This window comes from Microcoleus sp. B5-D4 (assembly GCF_036705145.1).
Classification (GTDB): domain Bacteria; phylum Cyanobacteriota; class Cyanobacteriia; order Cyanobacteriales; family Microcoleaceae; genus Microcoleus.
The window spans coordinates 41,313-63,118 of the sequence record NZ_JAUBTV010000025.1; the positions used below are offsets into that span (position 1 = coordinate 41,313).

The following is a 21,806-nucleotide window of genomic DNA, read 5'->3' on the forward strand; positions in this document are numbered from 1 at the left end:
TAACCAATAACCAATGCCCACTTCTTTTCCCGATCGGGCATTGGAATCTGTGCCGATCGAACGCTATGCTAGAGGTGAGTAAGCTGTAGTGCATTTAAATTGTAGATTTCGATCGCATATCAAAAATCGTCAAATCCTCGGACCCTCTCCCCGAATCCCCCTCTCCCTCGGTTATACGCTATGACACAAAGCTTCAACCCCACAGCGTTGCCTCCCGCCTTTCCCGATCACACGCAACTCCCAGAATCTGACGGCACGTTTGTGAAAAACTTTCAAGAACATCCCCAGAGTATCCTGCTCACAGACTCCCTGGAAATTACGCTGCAAAATCTTCATCCTGACGGACAATATGCGATCGGGCAAGATTGCGGTATCTACTGGCGCGAAACTGACCCTCCAGAAAAGGGTGCAGAAGCCCCTGACTGGTTCTACGTCCCCAACGTTCCGCCGAGATTAGACGGGCAATACCGCCGTTCCTACGTGCTGTGGCGCGAGTATATTGTGCCACTGATTGCGATCGAATTTGCTTCGGGTGATGGTTCTGAAGAACTCGACAGCACTCCCTTATCTGCTCTACCATCCGGGGGAAACCAGAAACCGGGAAAGTTTTGGGTATACGAGCGGATTATCAGGATTCCCTACTACGCTATTTACAAGATCCAAACCAGTGAATTAGAAGTCTATAACTGTGTGAATACTCGATATCACCGCTTGGAACCGAACGATCGCGGACATTACCCGATCGACCTGATGGGAGTAGAGTTAGGTGTATGGTCGGGTAGCTATCAAAATCAGACGCAGCAGTGGTTGCGCTGGTGGGATAACCAAGGCAATTTATTGCTGACAGGAAGCGAGCGAGCTAGGCTTGAAAGCCTGCGCGCCGAACAGGAACGCCAACGGGCAGATAGCGAACGAGAACAAAAAGAGCGATTGGCGGCTTATTTGCGATCGCAGGGAATCGATCCCGATCGTATATGAGACTGGTCTGTTGCTCTTTTTAAATCTAGCCATTACCATGAACACAGTACCAGTTGTCTCAATTAAAAATCTCAACCATTCTTTCGGCGAAGGTCAACTTCGCAAACAGACATTATTTGATATCAACCTCGAAATTTATCCGGGCGAAATTGTGCTGATGACAGGGCCTTCGGGGTCTGGTAAAACAACATTGTTAACCTTGATTGGAGCTTTGCGATCGATCCAAGAAGGTAGTCTGAAAATTCTCGGCCAAGAATTGCGGGGAACGGGGAAAAATAAATTAGTTAACGTCCGCCGCGACATCGGCTATATTTTCCAAGGTCACAATTTGCTCAAATGCTTGAGTGCTAGACAAAACGTGCAAATGTCTTTAGAACTGCACAGCCATCTTTCTCGCCAAGAAACTAATGATAAAATAGAAGGAATGCTGGAAGCTGTGGGGCTGGGAGACAGAATAGATTATTACCCCGACAGTCTTTCTGGCGGACAAAAACAAAGAGTTGCGATCGCCCGCGCATTAGTCAGCCAGCCGAAATTAGTATTAGCAGACGAACCCACAGCAGCCCTAGACAGTAAATCAGGTCGAGATGTGGTAGAAATCATGCGAGGTTTGGCCAAAGAACAGCACTGCACTATTTTGCTTGTCACCCATGACAACCGCATTTTAGACATAGCCGATCGCATTATTCACATGGAAGACGGCTACCTCGCACAAGACACATCCACAACGGCTGCCACAGGCGTTCTTTCGGGAAAATAATATTAATTCACCTCAACTTATTTCCGAGAACCGGGACGCTTTCCTCCTACCTTGGTAGGACTTTTTGTTGTACCTTTGGCTGGAGTTTTAGAACTACTTTTGCCGTTTTTTTGGCCTTTTGTTCCTGTCAACTGGCTGTCAAGGTCATTTGCAGGTCTGCCCGCAGGCGTTCTCGTAGTCCTAAAGGTAACATTCACCCCTTCATTCGACTGTTCCAGCACCAACATCGGCGTCGGCTTGGCTTTTTGATCCCACTCAATATGAACGATGCGACCTTGAATTGTCGGCTGCCAACTGTCGTGGTCGTCTGAAGGACTCAGATAAGTTTCCAAACAGTCAATAATTTGATTAATTGTCGCTGATGTTGCCTGAGTCGGCAGTTTCATCAGCTTAATTTGAATCCGAAACAGCACTCGTTTTTCTATTTTTACTGCGGGATCGCCAGTTTCGTATTCGATATCAAACATCGAATCTACTTGCCTGCCACTGCCGGCATTCCCGTTTTTATCTCCCACTGCAGCCTGAGTCGGACGCAGGGCAATACTAATTTTCTCTTTGACTTTTACCTTAATCTGGTTCACAATGGCAAAGTGAAATACTTCTTCCGCCATCCGCATTCTCAGGTAGTCTAAATTAAAGTCTCGCGAGTGGATAAGGTCGGGATTCTTTTCCATCTTTGACATGGTTTCCAGAGCCATTTTGTATTTTTTCTGGAGTTCTCGATTTCTAAACTCCTCAAATTTGAGCTTTTTGCTCAAATCGTCGAGTTTTAGCTTGGTAAACACGGCTAAACCGATAAGCAATAACAACAGTAATCCCGCCCCTCCTATTAAGAGTTGGTCTGAGGACGGATGTCCGGGTTTAGCCTGTTTAGGTTTGGGAGAGGCTACTGCCAACCTTGGTTCTACAAGGATTATTTGGGTTGACATGGGCTTTTAAAGGGTAAAATTTGACGCTATATTTATACAGGACTCCAGAGTAGAGCTGGTAGTGCAACTGGATCAACTAACATTGACATTATTCCACCATCATCTTGGTACAACTGGATTTCTGCAACTGGAGCACGCACCCTCTAATTAATACTTTATCTTTAACTGCAAGCAGGTTTCCGAAATATCGGAAAATCCCGCGCTGGTACTGGCCAATAGAAATGGTGAATTGTCTGTAATATATTATACCAATACAGCTAAAAAAATGTTGGTTCGGCGGTCTCCGTTTCTAGCAAAATAAAAAGAAATACACATAAATTAATAGTAACTCTGGGAGCGAGCAGCGGAAAACATCACGGAGAACAGCCGATCGCCCGGACGATCGAGAGGCGGACGTTGGGAGAGTGCTAATTCCTGCTGTTGGCTCACGGACGCTGTGCAAGCCCACCGGGCGGCTGGCTGTGAGAGTCGAGCTCTCTTTGCGATCGAACAACGTCTCCTTAGCTAAGATTACAGCTAATAGCTGGCAAAAGTATAGTCATTTATAGACATGGGAGGCTTCAAGTCCCTCCCCCTTCACTTTTACTTTGAGCGGATTAACCCGCCTCGGCCCAACTACGCAGCTCTCTATCCCATTGCTAAACGCATTTGGGATTGCTTTTCTGAGAATGTTGTACGAAGCATTCACATCGGAATTAATTAACTGACCCGTCGATGTTTTGTACAAACCTCGCTTGATCCGTTTACCAGTGAACACAGGCTCTTTTTCTGTTTTTCCATAAACAGGAATTGGGTCTAAACTTAAAAAATTAAAGTCGGCGACCCTCTTACGAGAGCCGCCGCTCTCCAAAACCGTGCGTGAAAATTTCTCTTCACACGGCTCCTCAATGACTCGGTGATTGTCACTCATACCGCGTTACCAACATATCCTCTTTCCAGAACCATTCTGTATGTGAGGGTGGCTTAGGTTTAGCACTTTTACAGCTAGATTTTTTACCCAGACTGCCATCTGTAGCAGTCTTTATATCGTGGCAATGTCTGTGAAGTAAGTCCCAGTTGTCATAAGAATCCTTTCCACCTTTCGATTTAGGAATTCTGTGGTCAACTTCCATGACATCTTCGTCTCGAAAATGTAATCCGCAGTGAGAACATTTACCCTTTTGAATCTTAAGAAGTGTTGCCACTCTTTTGGGACTTTCAGGGTGTTTTCCCATTCTTGTACCCCAATACACCAGGTTTCCGTCGTATGGTGACGATTCGCCTTTAACTTTGGCATGGTCTATGATTTTTATTTGACCATGTTTACGTAACCGGAGTGGGTTAGTCCCTTCTTCCCTGGTTGCGAATACCCAGTGGTCATCGCCTATGGTTTGCCAGTATTTATTTGACACCCATGTTTTCGATTTATGATGGCGATGATTTGCCCAAGCTCTGAGTTTTTGATACACCAGAGAGTCTAATTTATAGAAGACTTTGCTACTTGGAACCGTTCGGTAATAGTTAGCCCACCCTATAATTAGAGGATTCAACCTCTTAATTAAATCTGATTGAGATTTAACTGTGTGGATGTCTATTACTCTTGCGATTTCTTTGAGGTGTATTTTAACTTTTGCTGAACTTGGGGTGATGATTGTGCTGAAACCCAGTAACTCACCTTGAGGATTTTTCCCGCTAGTGTATTTGCCAGATGGATATTGCCTGACTTTAAATCCCAGGAAATCGAATCCTGGAGATTGTCCATCATGGCTGCTCATTGTGTGAGCTATCCTTGTTTTGCTGGATTTTAGCTCCAGACCCATGCCTTTTAACCATTCAGAGATAATCTCTTTACACTTTTGAACAACGGTTAAGTCTTCGTGGAGAATTACGAAGTCATCGGCGTATCTTATTAAGGATATGCTTTTACATTTCTGTTGCCAGCTTATTTGTCCTTTTCCTGTTGACTTTTTGATGTCCAAGGTTTTGGCAAATTCCTTAATTCGATGTTCCATCCCGTGGAGAGCTATATTAGCCAGTAGTGGAGAAATGACTCCGCCCTGTGGCGTACCCTCAAGTGTTGGAAACAACTGCTGTGGGTCCATCACCCCCGCTCTGAGCCATGCCCTGATTTGGCGGCGCAAAAGCGGGAATGTATTTAATTTTTTAAGCAGTGCTTCATGGTCGATTTTGTCGAAGCATTTGGCGATGTCGGCATCTAGCACATATTTTTGCTTATACCTAATCGCATTAAATATTGCCCCGATAGCATCTTGGCACGAGCGTCCAGGTCTGAACCCATATTGGTTCGGTTCAAATCGTGCTTCCCATTCTGGTTCTAATGCCAGTTTAACAAGCGCCTGCAATGCCCGGTCTTTCATGGTCGGGATTCCTAAAGGTCGCTTCTCTTCTGTACCAGGCTTGGGAATCCATACTCGCCTGGTTGGGCTGACCTTTGAACTCAGGTTTATGTTATCTATTAGGTCAAGGCGTTGCTTTGGGGTTAGTGATTTGACACCATCCACACCTGCCGTCTTTTTTCCTTTGTTATCCTGAGTAACCCTACGAACCGCTAAGCATTTTGCAGCCCAGGACTTCATCAATAACTTTTGGAGTCTGCGAAGTGCCTTAATATCACCACGATTGGCGGCTTGATAGATTCTTTTCTGCAACTTGAACACAACTCTTTCCAGTTTTCGCCAGGGAGTCTTGTTCCATTCATACATCGGTTTTACCGTGCTCATGACTTTTACATTGCTACTGGAGACTCTATCTTCCGAGACACCGTGGGTCTGTCTGCATATCTCCCTCGTTACAGGGGAGCTTTCGCTTTTGACCCAATCTCTCCTTGCCGTTGCATCCGGTTAGCACCTACTCTGAAAATCGACTTTTTTAGAGAGCAAACGGTAGGTTATTTCGTTCCTGTTCGTCTTTGTTTAGAGTTTTTAGGGTGGTACTTTCCACCGGGTTTATTACAGAGTGCTTGGTTGGTCAAACCAATAATTGCCAACCCTGTGGTAAATTGAAGGTGAAGTCCCTTTATTACCAATCCTTGCCCTTTTGGGACTCAAGCGCGTATCAACCTGTTTCGCTGGTTATCGCTCACGATGGTTCGGATGTACCTTTGCTTTCGCTACCCATAAACTCCTGCTCGACGGGGTTCTAGAATAGGTTTTCCAGTTACCGCCTTTTCACCCCGCTTTACGGATTGATGGCTAGTCGCTACCGTAGGGGTGATGCTTTCACCGCTGCACCTGCGGGATGGGACTTGAACAATGTTCTCACCCACAAGACGAACAAGTTGTCTTCTAACAAGGGATTAAAGTGCGAACTCGATCCATATTGGATTACCTTGTTAGAGCCTGGATTCCCCCCATTTCTGGGTTTCTTCAGAACGAAACGCACACTGGAGCGGGATGTGTAGGATTCTTCCTGTACAATTACTGTGATTCCTACCAGCCGAGCTTTGTATTCTAACATCTCAATTAATCGAGAATGAGGAATGCTGACGAAGTTTTGGTTGGTTTGTTTACCTAGATTGATATCGGTTTTCCACTGTGCATTTTTGCCGATTACCAGCGTTCCAATTTTGTTCACTACCAAATGGTCAACAATCACACGACTAGCCTGATGCAAATAGTTATCAACTTTCTGGTTGCGACAGCGAGTTAAGCGCTGAATCCGTGGTGAAGTTTTGCGATTCCCTTTCAATTGGGATTGTAATCGAGATTTGCGTTTGTTGTAGAACTGGTTAATCGATTTTAATGGGCGCCCATTAATCAACAAAGGGATAAATCCCGGCTGATTTGAAGTTAACGCCACTAAATTATCCAGTCCCAAATCAATACTAGCTACAGAGTTGGCATTGCCAAGGGTAGACTCCGGTTCATCATAAATCACCTCAATTACATAGGAATCACATTTCGGAACCAGTCTCACTTGACAAATCTGGTTGGGATTGAGTTGGGTTTTAATTGAAAGTTCAGTGCCGGAAAGTTTAATGATTCCTTTCTTCAACTGTTTACTACTAATTGCTTGACTCGTGTAAACGAGAAGGTTTCGCCCTTTGACTTTATCTTTGTACTTTGGCAGCTTTGGGCGACCAGTGAATCTTGAAGAGTCAGCTTTGTAAGCTTTAACGGCTTCAAAAAACGATTTCCAGTTTTTGTCTAGCACCATCAAGATTTGCTGGCTTACTTTAGCAGGTAAAGCCTTGTATGCTTCGTGAGACTTCATCAATCGGTTCATTTCGTTGTAATTGACATAGCCCCACCCATAAATAAAACTCTGACGACTGACGTAATTGGCGGCATTGTAGAGGTTTTTGGACTTGAAAGCTAGTTCGTCAATTTGGGCGAAACGGTGTTCCGTCGATTTAATGATGTGCCTCTCTGTTAGCTGCATTTGAGACTTCCGTTCTTTGATCTGTGCGTATTTCTTGTTCAACAATCATAGCGATATGATACCATTATTGTTTATAATTGCTTATAAACTCAACGAAGATTTACAATACCACCAATATTCGATCGTGACCTACGAACCCCTGCATCACAAATATCGCCCTCAGACATTTGCCGAATTAGTCGGTCAAGAGGCGATCGCCCAAACCCTCACCAGCGCCATCCTACAAGAGCGCATAGCACCAGCATATCTATTCACCGGCCCCAGAGGCACCGGTAAAACCTCTAGTGCCAGAATTTTCGCCAAATCCCTCAACTGTATTTCTACGGTTGCCCCCACCCCCACACCCTGTGGCAAATGCAACGTTTGCCAAGAAATTGCCCGAGGTTCGACACTAGATGTCATCGAAATTGACGCCGCCAGCAACACGGGAGTAGATAACATTCGGGATTTGATCGAACGAGCTCAATTTTCGCCCGTACAGTGCCGCTATAAAGTATATGTAATCGACGAGTGTTTGACCGGTGATTCTCAGGTAAAAACTAGCGAAGGTCTGATGCGGATCGACAATCCTAACATCAAAGGAAAACAAGTTCTCAGCTATAACGAAACTTCAGAAGTTTGGGAATTTAAAAAAGTTTTGAGGTGGTTAGACCGAGGGCAAAAACAAACACTGGTGATTAAAACCGCCAACCGAGAAATCAGATGTACCGGCAATCATCCAATCAGGACAGAACAGGGATGGATACGAGCAAAAGACGTAAAAGAAGGAGTGAAGATACTATCCCCTGTGAATGTGGGTGCGGCACCCTCATTCACAAAATTGGAACAGATGGACGCTTGCGGAGATTTGCCAGAGGACATCAATTTTACGGGAATACCTACGGACAAAAATCCTACGACTTGGCCTCTATTCTCGAACAGGCTCAAGCCATCCAACCTCTCTGTGCGTGTGGCTGTGGAGAACAACTCGAAATACCAGACTTTTTACAAAAAAAAGGCAAAGGGATTAAGAGTATCCAGTCTAATTGGCAGCGACATCCGTATAAAAAAGGACATGGACTTTGGGATGCAAGAACGGAAAAGTTCTTGGCAAATGCCGAAGTTTTGCAACCAGAAACACTCGGACTCATCTACGGAACATTACTTGGAGACGGTTTTATCACCTACCCAAATAAATATAGCCGATTTCCAAGATTGGGCTGGACACACGGAGAAAAGCAGCGGGAATGGTTGGAATACAAAGCTTCTTGCCTTTCGACACTGCGACCAAAGTTACGAGTTACACCTAACCGAGGATACGGAAATATATCAGTCTGTTGCAACACCGTCTGCCATCCCCAACTTAGAGATGTCTTTGACGCTGTTAAACCCAACGGAAACGGAAAATACGTCACAATGGATTGGCTCGATCGCGTCACAGCAGAAGGACTTGCTTGGTGGTACATGGATGATGGCTCGCTCAGCATTTCCCCAGAAGGAAGTCCAAGCATCCAAATTCATACAAAAGGATATTCTAGGGCAGAAAATCAACTCCTTGCCAATTGGCTTACAGGTTTGGGATACCCAACAACAACTAAATTTTACACAAGGTCTAACACCTGTAAAAAAACCTACGACTACATACACATGGGTGCTGAAACCAGTAGAAAATGGGTATCAGACTTTAAAAAGTATTCAATCCCTTCAATGGATTACAAGTTTGGAGACAGTCGAATCTGTAAAAGTCGCTGGGGTCGAGAGAGTTTATGATATTGAAGTAGAAGACAACCACAATTTTGTCGCTAACGGTCTTCTGGTTCATAATTGCCATATGCTAAGCACCCAGGCATTCAACTCTCTACTCAAAACCTTAGAAGAACCGCCCGATCGCGTTGTATTTGTCCTCGCCACAACCGACCCACAAAGAGTATTGCCAACTATTATTTCTCGCTGCCAAAAGTTCGACTTTCGCCGCATCCCCCTCGAAGCAATGATTGCTCACTTGCACAAAATTGCCCAATTAGAAAATATCAATATTGCCAGTGATGCAGTACAAATGGTTGCTCAAATCGCCCAAGGAGGTCTACGAGATGCCGAAAGTTTACTAGACCAACTGAGCTTATTTCCCGGTCAAGTAACAGTTGAAAAAGTTTGGGATTTAGTCGGTGCCGTCCCTGAAAATGATTTAATGGATTTGCTGCAAGCTATTGATACAGATAACGCTACAGCACTAATAGACATGACTCGCCACCTCATGGATCGCGGCCGTGAACCGCTAATCGTGCTGCAAAGTCTCGCGAGCTTTTACCGAGATTTGCTAATAGCCAAAGCTGCACCGAAACGGTCAGATTTAGTAGCTTTAACATCGGCCACTTGGGAAAAATTGGCGGATTTTGCCCGCAATTGGGATGCGGAGTTGATTTTGGCAGGTCAGAAACATTTGCAAACCCACGAAGTGCAAATTAAAAATACCACTCAGCCGCGTTTGTGGCTGGAAGTAACGCTGTTGGGATTGTTGCCTTCAGCAATTAGAACTCAGCAGCAACCGGCAGCCGAACCAGCGAAAAATATTGCTCCATCACAAATTCACCCCCCCCAACCCCCCCTTGCTAAGGGGGGGAGCCAGACATCTAATATCGAACCGCCTCCCGCTGCCAAACCTCAAAATCCTCCGCCGCAGTCGCCGCCTGTGGCTAATCGAACAGAAAGCACACCTCCGGCAGCGATTCCTGCACCTGTACCAACTGCTGAAACGAATCAAACAAATTATTCCTCGACTAATTCAGCCGATGAAATCGATTTAAATCGAGTGTGGGAACAGGTACTTGACCGCGTGCGGCCGCATGGAACTCAATCGCTGCTTCGCCAACATGGACAGCTAGTAATTTTTAGCAATGATACTGCTTATGTTAAGATTAGTTCGCAGCCGTTGCTCAATATGGTTAAAGACAAAGTAGCTAATATTGAAGAAGCTTTTTTGCAAATTTTTAACCGTCGAGTAACAGTAAAAGTGGGCTTGACAAATCCCGCTGAAACTAATAGTTCCCGCGCCAAGGATTTGCCAACTTATAACGGACGTGTTGGCGAAAATCCCAGGAATTCTCATCCTGTGAGTGATGCGGGCCAACAGGTGCAGAACTCGGCGGGTTCTGAGATTACAGATGATTTTTTGGGGAATGGTGGAGAAGAACAAACACACCCGCCAGCGCCTGAAAATACCGCCGTTAATGTGCCGACAATTTCCGAATCGCGATCGCCAACAAACGGATCTACAAACTCTCAGAATGACTCTAAAGCTCACGCTATAGCGGTGCGTGTTGATGCTCAAGATGTCGCGAATTCGACTAGGAAGTTGGCTGCTATGTTTGACGGGGAAGTAGTCGATTTGTCGGATGACTTGGAGATTTGGGAGTCGGAAACTTTTAGATTGGAATCTGAACCGGATTTTTCCGAGTTATCTTCTGAGTTAAATGAGGATGATTTTATAGATTGGTAAATGGGCATTGGGCATTGGGCATTGGGCATTGGGCATTGGGCATTGGCTTGATGTGATATCAATTCCGGTTGCACTCTTGGACATGATAGAGGAGACGGCACTGCCGTCTCCTAATTTCGGCTACTAATAATTTCGATGCAACCGGAAACGATATGATATGTTGTACCATGCTCAAGAACAGGCTTTCCGGCCTGTTCCACAAAGAGTGAATTTTCTTGTGGGGAGTATGGGTTGGGCATCCTACCCGCCCTAAAAGACTTATTGACAATGTGAAAACTTTTAAGCTGACTCCGGTTTTGGTAGGGAAGACGGAAGTACCAACAACTCAGCCGTCGATCGCTTCTCGACCATTTCCTTAGTAATCGTACACCGGGCAACATCCTTGCGCGACGGCAACTCGTACATCACATCCAACATCAATTCTTCGACAATTCCCCGCAGCGCCCGTGCTCCAGTTTTGCGGCGGTATGCTTCCTGGGCGATCGCCCGAATCGCCTCCGGCTTAAAGTCCAACTGCACATTATCCATCTTCAGCAGCTTTTGATACTGCTTAACCAAAGCATTGCGCGGCTCAGTCAAAATCGCCATCAGCGTTTCCTCATCCAGCGGCTCTAACACCGCAGCCACCGGCACCCGCCCAATAAACTCAGGAATCATCCCAAACTTCACCAAATCATCCGGTTCCAGTTGCTTGAGTACATCAGCAGCCCGTTTTTCCTTCGGCTGAGCCTCTCCGGGCTGAATAAAGCCCATTGACTTTTTGCCCGTTCTCTGCTCTATCACTTTCTCAAGACCGACAAAAGCGCCGCCGCAAATAAACATGATATTGCTAGTGTCAATTTGGATGCAGTCTTGGTAGGGATGCTTGCGGCCACCTTGGGGAGGTACATTGGCGATCGTCCCCTCAAGCATTTTCAGCAGCGCCTGCTGCACGCCTTCCCCAGACACATCCCGCGTAATCGAAGGATTTTCGCTCTTGCGGGCTATTTTGTCAATTTCATCAATATAAATAATTCCGCGCTGCGCCTCTTCCACGTCCATATCTGCCACTTGCAGCAGCCGCAGCAAAATATTTTCCACATCTTCCCCGACATAGCCCGCTTCCGTCAGCGTCGTCGCGTCAGCCACCGCAAACGGTACGTCTAGCATATCCGCCAAAGTCTGAGCCAGCAGAGTTTTGCCGCAACCAGTCGGCCCGATTAACAAAATATTCGATTTTTGCAGTTCTACTTCTTCCGGCGGGTGCTTGCCGCTATTTTTGGCATGGATAAAGCTGAGGCGCTTGTAGTGGTTGTAAACTGCCACCGAGAGCACCTTTTTCGCCTCATCTTGCCCGATCGCATTTTCGTCGAGATAATTTTTAATTTCCCTCGGCTTCGGAATTTGGCTCAGCGACATACTTTTGCCCGAAGTACCGCGGCGCTTTTGCGTCGTTTCCTGCTTCGGAGCCACCGCCGCTGCGGGCACTGCACTCGAATCAAACAACTCCTCATCTAAAATTTCATTGCACAAGTCAACGCATTCGTCGCAGATATACACCCCGGGCCCTGCGATCAACTTGCGTACTTGCTCTTGAGACTTGCCACAAAACGAACATTTTAGATGGGAGTCGTACTTAGACATAACAGCCTCTTAATTCAGTGCAGTGACATTCTCTCCCGCCGTCGGAAGGTTTTCCTTAGCGATAACTCGATCGACCAAACCGTAATTTTTGGCTTCCTCGGCTGACATAAAAAAGTCGCGCTCTGTATCCGCCTCTAATTTGTCGATCGGTTGACCTGTGTGGTGCGCTAGCAGTTGATTCAGCTTACGCTTATGATAAAGGATTTCTTTGGCTTGAATCTCAATATCAACTGCTTGACCTTGAGCGCCTCCAAGCGGCTGGTGAATCATAATCCGGGAACTCGGAAGAGACATCCGCTTACCGTGAGCTCCTGCTGTCAGCAGAAATGCGCCCATACTCGCTGCCAAACCGTAACAAATCGTCACCACATCCGGGCGGATTTGCTGCATTGTGTCATAAATTGCCATGCCGGCAGTCACCGAGCCGCCGGGGGAATTAATGTACATTTGGACATCTTTTTCTGGGTCTTCGGCATCTAGATACAATAGCTGAGCCACTATCGAGTCAGCAACTTCGTCGGTTACGGGAGTTCCTAAAAACACAATTCGCTCCCGCAGCAAGCGCGAGTAAATGTCAAAGGCCCGCTCGCCCATCCCCGACTGTTCTAGCACCATCGGCACTACATTGCTGGGGCTGGAACTGACATCAAAATCGTTATAGCTTGTAATTAGGTAATTGGAAGATTGAGATACAACCATAAGACACCAGTCAAGGATTCTAGACAATTTGCTGCTGCTGATGAAAGCTTTAAATTAAGCCGCCAGCTTTTAACTATTATGCCTCTTCTGAACAGATATCGGGGGAATGGGGAATGGGGAATGGGGCATTGGGCATTGGGCATTGGGTATAGTCGAGCAAAAATCTTGTGACTATTTAACCCAAATTCAACAGTAGCTCGACATTTAACGTAAAATTCGATCGCACTTCAGATACCCCCGATCCCCGCCGTAGGGACACTCCAAGACCCCATTAGTGTCCACTTAAGATTTCAGCCCGCCAAGTCCACCAGTGGACCCGCTAGTCCGGCAGGGAATGAATTCCCTGGCGGACTGCGGGTTTAACGTGTTTGTGGACACGAAGAAGGGCTGGCGTGCGGTGTCCCTACTACTTTGATTCTGGACCCTACTCTTCGCCTAGGACTTCAACTTCGACACTTGTGGGTGAAACATCCAAAACTTCAGCGTCTGATTCTTCTAATTCTTCCGATTCGGCTGCGGGAGTCAGAGAGCCTTCGGGTACGAGTTCGATTGTTCCTTTTTCTTCCAACCATTTCAGGGTTTTTTGTTTGAGCAAGTCTTCTGCTACAAATTCTTGCAACCTTTGGGGGTCAAAATCTCCTTTGGGAAACTGCTTTCTGATTTTTGCTACTTCTGCTGCTACTTCTGCTGGTTCAACAGATAAGGATTCCAGCTTGGCTACTTCTGCCAGAGCTAAATTCTGCTTGAGGCGCTCGATTGCTTCCGGGCGCGAGCGTTCCCGCATCGGGCCCATATTTTCTTCCGTAAACAGTTGGTTGATATCTATGCCGTAATTTTTCAATTGGAGGGCTTGTTGATTCAACAAATAATCGATTTCGCGATCGAGCATTGTTTCGGGAATCTCGACTTCTATTAGCTGCACAAGTGCTGCTGATATAGCTTTTTCCTTATTGGCTGATGTCTTGTTTTCTTGGTCTGCTTTAAACCGAGTTTCGAGCGATTCGCGCAGTTCTGCTAAAGTTTCAAACTCGCTGACTTCTTGGGCGAAGTCGTCGTCCAACTCCGGCAATTCTTTTTCCTTAAGTTCTTTGAGAGTAATCGTAAATACGGCAGGTTTCCCCGCTAATTCTTCACTGCTATACTCATCTGGGAACTGCACGGAAACTTCTCTAGTTTCTCCTGGATTCATCCCGATCATGCCTTGGATAAAGCCCGGTACAAACTGATTTTCCGATAATTCTACTTGAAAGTCTTCTGCTTGACCACCGGGAATTTCTGCGGGAGTTTCGCCTTCGGGTGCTTCGGCAAATCTACCGGAGAAATCAACCAAAGCCGTGTCTCCCAACTGAGCCGGCCGGCCTTCTACGGGGATTAAAGTAGCTTTGTCCGATCGATATTTTTCCAGTACCTCATCTACCTGAGCCTCATCATACTTAGCTTCTTCTGCTTGAAGCTGCAAACCTGTGTACTGACCCATTTTCACTTCTGGTTGTACATCAACCTTCGCCGAAAAAATCAGAGGCTGTTCTGGATCGAACTTAGCTAGTAATTCTTCAAACTCGGTGCTAAGTTCAAAACTGCCAATTGCGGCAATTTTTTCTTGTTCGAGGGCTTTTTGCAGGGAATCATTAATCACATTTTCCAAAGCCGTCGCCTTCAAACGAGTCTGGCCTAGGCGCTGTAGCAAAACTTGACGGGGAACTTTGCCTTTGCGGAACCCAGGAATACTAACCTCGCGAGCAAATTGTTTAATTACTTGCTCGTAAGCTTGTTTTGACTTTTCTGACGGTACTTCGATTTCCAGACCAATTTGGCTAGCTGGAAGTTTTTCCTGGGTTACTTTCATCGGCTTTTTTGATATTTAACAATAGTAATAAAATACATACAAAGCTGACTTTGCCTGCATTTTAATTTTGTACGCTTTGACTCGTAACGGCACAACTACAACACCTTTACCGGATGAGACTGTAAGTCATTGCCGGCTACTTTTTTGGCTCTTGCCAAATAGTTTTGGTTTGAGGATACTAGCTTTTGCTGCTAGGAATGTGGAGGTTAAGTCCACTAATTGCCGATGCACCATAGCACATATCGCCCTGTGATGTCAATCTTGCCGGTCTCTGCAGCCAGTCAAAGTCAATGGATGCGCCTGCGAAAATGCAGATATATCGCAAAACTTAACCGGATGCGGATTGGGCGTGGGCGAGCGGCAAAAGATGCTAAACTGGCATTGGGTACGATCGCCCGGATCGATCGGGAAGTTCGATCGCCCTTTTAGGTTAACTGCACCATTGCCATCCTCTCATGCTCCTGATGTCGCATAACATTAATTAAGTTTGATATTGAGAATTGCAGTTATTTAAATTTTTGATTTCGATCGTTTAGACTTTAATTTGTGGAGGAAACTAATTTGTCTCAATCCTATCGAGTTGCCATTTTAGGAGCTACCGGCGCAGTCGGTGCCGAGTTGCTAGAACTATTGCACAGCCGGAGTTTTCCGATTTCTAACTTGAAGCTGCTGGCTTCGGAACGTTCAGCAGGCACAACTTTGCCTTTTGGCGGTGAGATGCTGCCGGTGGAAGCAGTGTCGGCGCGATCGTTTGATAATGTAGATCTGGTGCTCGCTTCGGCAGGTGGCTCGACTTCTAAGTTATGGGCTCCGCAAGCGGTGGCAGCCGGGGCAGTGGTAATTGACAATTCTAGCGCTTTCCGCATGGATGCGACGGTACCGCTGGTGGTTCCCGAAGTCAATCCCCAAGCAGCAGCAGCTCACCGAGGTATAATTGCTAATCCGAACTGCACGACTATTTTAATGGCAGTTGCCGTTTGGCCACTGCACAAAGTTAGGCCGATACAGCGCATCGTTGTAGCGACTTACCAGTCTGCCAGCGGGGCGGGGGCGAGGGCAATGGAGGAAATGAAGGCTCAAGCAAGAGCAATTTTGCAGGGGGAAACTCCCAAAACAGATATATTTCCCTACCCCTTAGCATTTAATTTGTTTCCGCACAACACCCCCATTAATGATTTGGGGTATTGTGAAGAAGAGATGAAAATGGTAAACGAAACTCGGAAGATATTTGGTACGGACGAGATTAAAATTACGGCAACTTGTGTGCGGGTTCCCGTACTGCGCGCTCATTCGGAAGCGATTAATCTAGAGTTTGCAGAGCCTTTTAGCGCGATCGAGGCCAGGGAAATCTTAAAGCAGGCAAGCGGGGTTAAGCTGGTAGAAGACTGGCAAGCTAATTATTTCCCGATGCCCGCAGAAGCCAGCGGTAAGGATGAGGTGTTAGTTGGCAGGATTCGCCAAGATATTTCTCACCCCTGCGGGTTGGAGATGTGGCTCTCTGGCGATCAAATTCGCAAAGGGGCGGCTTTAAATGCGGTGCAGATAGCTGAGTTGCTGGTAGAAAAAAATTTGTTGCGAACCCAAGCGGCGGTGGCTTCTAATTAGGGGCAACCCTGGCAATTTGGAAATTCAAATTGGGGATTTTAGATAAACCGTTCATCTGAAATCAAAAATTTAAAATCAAAAATCAACAGTCTAAAATCGGAGAAAGTGTGGTAAAGTTTGGACGGGTTCTGACTGCAATGATTACGCCGTTTAAGGAAGACGGCAGCGTTAACTATGCGGTAGCAGAACAATTGGCAGTTCATTTAGCCGATCGCGGTACAGATAGCTTGGTAGTGTGCGGCACTACTGGCGAGTCTCCCACTATGACCTGGGATGAAGAGTACGAATTATTTCAGGTGGTACAAAAGGCGGTGGCCGGTAAGGCGTTGGTAATCGCAGGAGCCGGATCGAATTCTACTTCAGAAGCAGTAGCAGCTACCCAAAAAGCAGCTAAACTAGGGTTAGATGGTTGTTTGCAGGTGGTTCCTTATTACAACAAGCCGCCGCAAGAAGGTTTATATAATCATTTTCGGGCGATCGCGCAATCTGCTCCAGAATTGCCTATAATGTTATATAACATCCCCGGTCGCACTGGTCAGAATATGTTGCCGGAGACGGTGGCTAGATTGGCCCAAATCCCCAATATTGTGGCCGTAAAAGAAGCCAGTGGCAACTTGGATCAAGCAAGTCAAATTCGGTGCTTGACATCCCCTGAATTTGCCATCTATTCTGGAGATGATTCCCTAACTTTGCCAATGTTGGCGGTAGGAGGATCTGGTGTAGTTAGCGTAGCCAGCCATCTGGTAGGAGAGCAACTGCAACAGATGATCAAAGCTTTCGAGGCCGGTCAAGTTCAAGTCGCTACCCAGATTCACTTGCAACTTTTTGACCTGTTTAAAGCTCTTTTTCTCACCACAAATCCCATTCCCGTCAAGACAGCTCTCAAACTTCAAGGCTGGGATGTAGGCTCCACCCGTCCGCCCCTGTGCGATCCGCCCGTTGAGGTAACTCAAAAGTTAAAGGACGTACTGAGTCAGCTAGCAGCAGTATCAGCTAGCTAGACGAGCGAGAACGAGTTTTCAGACAACTGAATATTGGTTGTGATAAGTCATTAGTTGTTAGTCATTAGTCATTAGTAATTAACTGTTAGTAATTAGCTAACAGTCAAGAAGTAAAGACTGAGGATTAAAGACTGAAGGCAAAAGACAACTGACTGTAGGGGATAGTAAAACCCCCTGGGGAGTTTTCCACAAATATCTTGGAAAAAATCGCCCCCATCAACGAACAACAGATAAAAACCTACCAAAAAGCTTGTGTTGAACAGGCAGGATGCCTGTTCCACAGGGATTATTGGAGAGGTCTAGACAGTAGGCGACAGACGACAGACAACAGTCAACAGTCAACAGTCAACAGTCAACAGTTAACAGACCAATAACAAAAATAACTAACAAAGGATACGCATGATCAAAAATACAACTGCATCTGCTCTAAAAGTTATTCCCCTCGGCGGGCTGCACGAAATCGGTAAAAACACTTGTGTGTTCGAGTACGGCGACGAAATCATTCTTTTAGATGCAGGTTTAGCGTTCCCGACAGATGGAATGCACGGGGTAAATATTGTCCTTCCAGATATGACTTACCTGCGGGAAAACAGCCACAAAATTAAAGGTATGATCGTGACTCACGGTCACGAAGACCACATAGGCGGTATCCCTTATCACCTCAAACAATTTGAAATTCCGGTCATTTACGGCCCCCGTTTGGCGATGGCTTTGCTAGCCGGAAAACTCGAAGAAGCCGGAGTGTCTCACCGTACTGAATTGAGAACGGTTCGACCCAGGGATACTGTCAGAATTGGCAAGAATTTCTTAGTCGAATACATCCGCAACACTCACTCGATGGCCGACAGTTTTACTGTGGCAATTCACACTCCCGTGGGAATTGTGATCCACACCGGAGACTTTAAAATTGACCACACTCCTGTAGACGGCGAGCATTTTGATTTGCAAAAGCTGGCGGAGTACGGCGAAAGAGGCGTGTTGTGCTTGATTAGCGATTCTACTAACTCGGAAGTTCCCGGTTTTACGGCTTCGGAAAGTTCTGTGGCGCCGAATTTAGACAGAATTATCGCTCAAGCACCGGGAAGAGTGCTGCTGACGACTTTTGCTTCGTCGGTACACCGATTGCAAATTGTTTTGGACTTGGCTAAGAAAAACAATCGGTATGTCGGAGTGGTTGGCCGGTCGATGCTTAACGTCATCGCCCACTGCCGCAATCTCGGCTACATCAAATGCGAAGATAGTATTTTCAAACCGCTGAAAGAAATCCGCAATTTGGCTGAAGACAAGGTACTGATTTTAACTACAGGTTCCCAAGGCGAACCGATGGCGGCGATGACTCGCATTGCTAACGGCGAACATCACGAACTGAAAATCAGAAAGGGCGATACAGTCATTTTCTCGGCTAATCCGATTCCCGGAAATACGATCGCAGTGGTAAACACGATCGATAAACTGATGATGCTGGGAGCACACGTGGTTTACGGCCGCGACAAAGGCATTCACGTTTCGGGTCACGGTTGTCAAGAAGACCAAAAGTTAATGATTAACATGACTCGTCCCAAGTTCTTCTTACCAGTGCACGGGGAACATCGGATGCTGATCCAGCACTCCAAGACGGCTCAAAGCATGGGCATTCCCGCTAGCAATATGGTGGTTATTGATAACGGCGATGTCGTAGAATTAACTGAAAATTCGATGCGAGTTGCTGGCCAAGTGCCTTCAGGAATTGAATTGGTAGATGCTTCTCGATCGGGCGTGGTCAAAGCTAGCGTCCTCAAGGAACGTCAGCAGTTAGCCGGAGATGGCGTTGTAACGGTAGCGGCGGCTTTGAATTGGGAAGGCAAATTAGTTGCCAAACCAGAAGTACACTTGAAAGGTGTAGTGACATCAGCCGATCGCGCAGAGGTGATCGGATTAATCACTCAAACCATTGAAACAGTTTTGAGCGATCGCTGGTCAGAATTTGTAAAACCCGCCACTGCTGACTCACAAGTTGATATTGACTGGGTAGGAGTGCAAACGCAAATAGAAAAAGCTATTCAGCGAGTGATGCGCCGGGAACTGCAAAGCAATCCGCTGCTGGTATTCCTGATGCAGATTCCTGAAGAAGCAGTGCGATCGGAAAAAGCAGCAGTATCTCCAGGTTCCCTGGAAGCACCTAAGCTATTATCATCGCCATCATCGCCCTCTCCATCATCGCCATCATCGCCATCATCCCCATCCTTGCCATCTCCTGCCAATCAGGTGACTGGCCGGCGCCGTCCCCGGACTGCCGCAAGGGCAGCTTCCTAGTGCGATAATTCTCTGACGCACTGCGAACAAAGAAATAAGTTTTAGGTTTGTAGTAGCGCTTGAGTACCCAAGCGCTACTACAAACATACATTTGATTTCATAAAACGCAAATGAACGCAGATAGATTTAAATAACTATCTGCGTTCATTTGCGTTCGTCTGCCTCAATCTGCGGTTAAAAATTAATCAGCCACCAGCAACAGCAGGAACAATGCTGACTTCATCGCCATCTTGGAGGGCTGTTTTTGAACCATCCAAAAAGCGGATGTCTTCGCTGTTGACGTAGAAGTTGAGAAATCTGCGGGGTTCTCCCTTTTCGTCGCACAGGCTTTTTTTGATGCCGGGACAATTGGTTTCCAGCGATTCAATTAGTTCGGAAATGTTATCGCCGGCGCATTCGATGGTGGCTTGATTGTTGGTAAATTTTTGCAGGGGAGTGGGAATTAAAACTTTGACGGTCATTTTTTTAGTCCTTAGTCCTTAGTCAGTAGTCAGTAGTCAGTAGTCAGTAGTCCTTAGTCAGTAGTCAGTAGTCAGTAGTCAGCAGCTTAATAACTAATAACTAATAACTAATGACTAATGACTGATGACTATTAATCAGTAGTCCTCAGTCAGTAGTCAACAGCTTAATAACTAATAACTAATGACTAATGACTGATGACTAATGACTATTTATTAAACCGAAACTTGTTGCCATTCTAAGCGTTCGAGGGTGCGGGCGCGTTCTAGGGCGCGCTCGAACGCTTCTAGTTTCGGTTCGAGGGTGATGGGTTCGCCGATGTAGCCTTGAACAGCTTCTTGCGTTTTCAAACCGTTGCCGGTGATGTAAACGACGGTGGTTTCATCGGGATTGATTTTACCTGCTTCTACGAGTTTCTTCAAGACTGCGATTGTGGTGCCGCCTGCGGTTTCAGTGAATATGCCTTCAGTTTCTGCTAGCAGTTTCATGCCTTCGATGATTTCGGTGTCGCTGACGGATTCAATGTTGCCGCCTGTTTTGCGGGCGATTTCCAAGGCGTACATACCGTCGGCTGGATTGCCGATCGCGATCGACTTAGCAATTGTATTCGGTTTCACCGGTTTCACGAAATCACGGCCTTCGCGGAAGGCTTGGGCGATGGGGGAACAGCCGTCAGCTTGGGCGCCGCTGAACCGGACTTTCTTTTCATCAACTAAACCGACTTCGGTGAATTCTTGAAAACCTTTGTAAATTTTTGTGAACAAAGAGCCGGAGGCGAGGGGAGCGACGATGTGATCGGGCAATTGCCAGCCTAGCTGTTCGGCAACTTCGTAACCGAGGGTTTTTGAGCCTTCGGAATAGTAGGGACGCAAGTTGATATTGACAAATCCCCAGCCATGTGTATTGGCGACTTCGCAACAGAGACGGTTAACTTGGTCGTAGTTGCCGTGAACTGCCATGACAGTTGGATTGTAAATCAGAGTGCCGAGGACTTTGCCTGCTTCTAAGTCGGAGGGGATGAAGACTACGCAGTCGAGTCCGGCGTGGGCGGCGATCGCAGCGGTGGAGTTAGCTAAATTGCCGGTGCTGGCACAGGATACCGTTGTGAAACCCAATTCTCTGGCTCTGCTGAGGGCGACTGACACCACTCTGTCTTTAAAGCTGAGAGTGGGCATATTGACGGCATCGTTTTTAATATAAAGATTTTTTAGACCGAGGCGGCGCGCCAAGCGGTGGGATTTTAATAGAGGAGTCATCCCCGTGCCGACATCGATGACGTTATCTGTAGCGACTGGTAAAAATGCGCGGTAGCGCCAGATCGAGTTGGGGCCGGCTTCGATGGTTTGGCGAGTGACGGTGCGGCGGATGGCGTCGTAGTCGTACTTGACTTCAAGCGGGCCAAAACAGCAATCGCAGACGTGCTTGGCTTGGAGTTCGTACTCTTCACCGCATTCTTTACATTTAAGGGCTGTGAAGGTTGCTGCTGTGGATTGTGTTCTGGTGGCCTGGGTCATAGCTCAACTCTCTAGTTTTGCGATGTTTTCTTAGTCTTGTGCAAGATTAGCACGGTCAATTTACCCCGTCAACCATACCCGATATTTTTAGTCGGGATTGATTTTTTAGTTAAAAAGTGGTGTATTTAACTTTGATATTTGGGCGGGCGGGACGCCCACACCACAAGGATTTGAGTTGTTTTCACGATCGGGATGGGAATCCAGATTGTCAGGCCTGCACGCAAGCCCGATCGAGCTCAAGGATG

At 46.6% G+C, this 21,806-nt stretch carries 14 protein-coding genes and 2 pseudogenes; 7 read left to right on the plus strand and 9 right to left on the minus strand.

Features of this window, described 5'->3' with window-relative positions; translation table 11 throughout:
- Positions 1-180: 180 nt before the first annotated feature.
- Both QUB10_RS14240 and QUB10_RS14245 read left to right on the plus strand, forming a co-directional pair.
- A complete protein-coding gene (locus QUB10_RS14240; protein WP_333203039.1) occupies positions 181-978 on the plus strand; it encodes a Uma2 family endonuclease in 798 nt (265 codons plus the stop codon).
- Between the two features lie 37 nt (positions 979-1,015).
- Positions 1,016-1,738 carry a DevA family ABC transporter ATP-binding protein gene (locus QUB10_RS14245; RefSeq protein ID WP_333203041.1) on the plus strand — a complete coding sequence of 241 codons (723 nt, stop codon included), beginning with the start codon at positions 1,016-1,018 and terminating at the stop codon, positions 1,736-1,738.
- A gap of 17 nt (positions 1,739-1,755) precedes the next feature.
- On the opposite strand, the gene QUB10_RS14250 is transcribed toward QUB10_RS14245, so the two are convergent.
- The 4 genes and pseudogenes from QUB10_RS14250 to QUB10_RS14265 form a co-directional block, all read right to left on the minus strand.
- Complete coding sequence (locus tag QUB10_RS14250; RefSeq protein ID WP_333203043.1) at positions 1,756-2,667, minus strand: hypothetical protein; 912 nt, start codon at positions 2,665-2,667, stop codon at positions 1,756-1,758.
- A 538-nt stretch (positions 2,668-3,205) separates the two neighbouring features.
- Positions 3,206-3,478 (minus strand): annotated as a pseudogene (locus QUB10_RS14255) (RNA-guided endonuclease TnpB family protein); the annotation flags it as partial.
- 91 nt (positions 3,479-3,569) lie between these two features.
- The gene (gene ltrA, locus QUB10_RS14260; protein WP_333203045.1) at positions 3,570-5,387 is read right to left on the minus strand and encodes a group II intron reverse transcriptase/maturase; all 1,818 of its coding nucleotides are present in this window, start codon (positions 5,385-5,387) and stop codon (positions 3,570-3,572) included.
- 661 nt (positions 5,388-6,048) lie between these two features.
- Positions 6,049-7,047, minus strand: a pseudogene (locus QUB10_RS14265) (RNA-guided endonuclease InsQ/TnpB family protein); the annotation flags it as partial.
- Positions 7,048-7,171: 124 nt separating this feature from the next.
- Here QUB10_RS14265 and dnaX point away from each other — a divergent pair.
- Positions 7,172-10,522: a DNA polymerase III subunit gamma/tau gene (gene dnaX / locus QUB10_RS14270; protein ID WP_333203091.1), complete on the plus strand. Its 3,351-nt coding sequence runs from the start codon at positions 7,172-7,174 to the stop codon at positions 10,520-10,522.
- A 279-nt stretch (positions 10,523-10,801) separates the two neighbouring features.
- On the opposite strand, the gene clpX is transcribed toward dnaX, so the two are convergent.
- The 3 genes from clpX to tig all read right to left on the minus strand — a co-directional run bounded on the left by clpX (position 10,802) and on the right by tig (position 14,690).
- Positions 10,802-12,145: an ATP-dependent protease ATP-binding subunit ClpX gene (gene clpX / locus QUB10_RS14275; RefSeq protein WP_333054758.1), complete on the minus strand. Its 1,344-nt coding sequence runs from the start codon at positions 12,143-12,145 to the stop codon at positions 10,802-10,804.
- 9 nt (positions 12,146-12,154) lie between these two features.
- Complete coding sequence (gene clpP, locus QUB10_RS14280) at positions 12,155-12,844, minus strand: ATP-dependent Clp endopeptidase proteolytic subunit ClpP (RefSeq protein WP_333041644.1); 690 nt, start codon at positions 12,842-12,844, stop codon at positions 12,155-12,157.
- A 424-nt stretch (positions 12,845-13,268) separates the two neighbouring features.
- The gene (tig, locus tag QUB10_RS14285) at positions 13,269-14,690 is read right to left on the minus strand and encodes a trigger factor (protein WP_333203048.1); all 1,422 of its coding nucleotides are present in this window, start codon (positions 14,688-14,690) and stop codon (positions 13,269-13,271) included.
- Positions 14,691-14,915: 225 nt separating this feature from the next.
- Here tig and QUB10_RS14290 point away from each other — a divergent pair, with 225 nt between their 5' ends.
- The 4 genes from QUB10_RS14290 to QUB10_RS14305 all read left to right on the plus strand — a co-directional run bounded on the left by QUB10_RS14290 (position 14,916) and on the right by QUB10_RS14305 (position 19,588).
- A complete protein-coding gene (locus tag QUB10_RS14290; protein ID WP_333203049.1) occupies positions 14,916-15,119 on the plus strand; it encodes a hypothetical protein in 204 nt (67 codons plus the stop codon).
- Between the two features lie 132 nt (positions 15,120-15,251).
- Positions 15,252-16,295 (plus strand): aspartate-semialdehyde dehydrogenase, encoded by a 1,044-nt coding sequence (locus QUB10_RS14295; RefSeq protein ID WP_333203051.1) that lies wholly within the window; start codon positions 15,252-15,254, stop codon positions 16,293-16,295.
- A gap of 107 nt (positions 16,296-16,402) precedes the next feature.
- Positions 16,403-17,296 carry a 4-hydroxy-tetrahydrodipicolinate synthase gene (dapA, locus tag QUB10_RS14300; RefSeq protein WP_333054761.1) on the plus strand — a complete coding sequence of 298 codons (894 nt, stop codon included), beginning with the start codon at positions 16,403-16,405 and terminating at the stop codon, positions 17,294-17,296.
- Between the two features lie 399 nt (positions 17,297-17,695).
- Entirely contained in the window at positions 17,696-19,588 is a 1,893-nt protein-coding gene (locus QUB10_RS14305; protein WP_333203053.1) for a ribonuclease J, read from the plus strand.
- Positions 19,589-19,773: 185 nt separating this feature from the next.
- Here QUB10_RS14305 and QUB10_RS14310 read toward each other — a convergent pair whose 3' ends face one another.
- Both QUB10_RS14310 and thrC read right to left on the minus strand, forming a co-directional pair.
- Positions 19,774-20,049, minus strand: a complete 276-nt coding sequence (locus QUB10_RS14310) for a MoaD/ThiS family protein (RefSeq protein ID WP_006632924.1) — start codon at positions 20,047-20,049, stop codon at positions 19,774-19,776.
- A 213-nt stretch (positions 20,050-20,262) separates the two neighbouring features.
- Positions 20,263-21,561, minus strand: coding sequence for a threonine synthase (thrC, locus tag QUB10_RS14315; protein WP_333154232.1), 1,299 nt, complete (start codon positions 21,559-21,561; stop codon positions 20,263-20,265).
- Between the last annotated feature and the right edge of the window lie 245 nt (positions 21,562-21,806).